Genomic DNA, 524 nt, shown 5'->3' on the forward strand with positions numbered 1-524 from the left:
GCTGCGTCCCTACGCCCGACTGATCGCCTCGACCGGTGACAGCGTCACCACCTACGGCGCCCCCTGGAACATGAACTGAACATGAACTGATCTCTGTCTGACCGTGCAGAAACCCCGTGGGTGCACACCCGCGGGGTTTCTCATGTTTGCGGTGTGAATCGCGCAGCCCCCGGACCCGCTGGCCGGCGACGCGACGCCGCCCGCCGTGCGAGCCTCTGACCTCGGCTTTTGCCGGCCGTCGGCAACCTCTCACCGGAAGGAATCTCTTCCTGTTGTCGGTTCGTAGGCACCCTGTTATGTTTCTCGCGATTAGAACGATGAGGTACACGTAAGGCCAACGTGTGGGGGTTCTCATCTCCACCACATATTGATCTTGCGGGGTGTGTGGTAGCGGCTACCGGGCGCCCGACCAATAACCTTCCGGGGGCCGATCGGACCCGGGCGACACAGCTAGGGAGATCATGAAGGCAATCAGTCGGGTGTTGATCGCGATGGTGGCGGCCGTCGCGGCTCTGTTCACGAGC

Annotated in this window: 2 pseudogenes; both read left to right on the plus strand. The window is 62.6% G+C overall.

Features of this window, described 5'->3' with window-relative positions:
* Positions 1 to 79: pseudogene (locus A5757_RS23055) on the plus strand (MspA family porin); the annotation flags it as partial.
* A 382-nt stretch (positions 80 to 461) separates the two neighbouring features.
* Positions 462 to 524 (plus strand): annotated as a pseudogene (locus A5757_RS24000) (porin); the annotation flags it as partial.

The organism is Mycobacterium sp. 852013-51886_SCH5428379, from assembly GCF_001665575.1.
Classification (GTDB): domain Bacteria; phylum Actinomycetota; class Actinomycetes; order Mycobacteriales; family Mycobacteriaceae; genus Mycobacterium.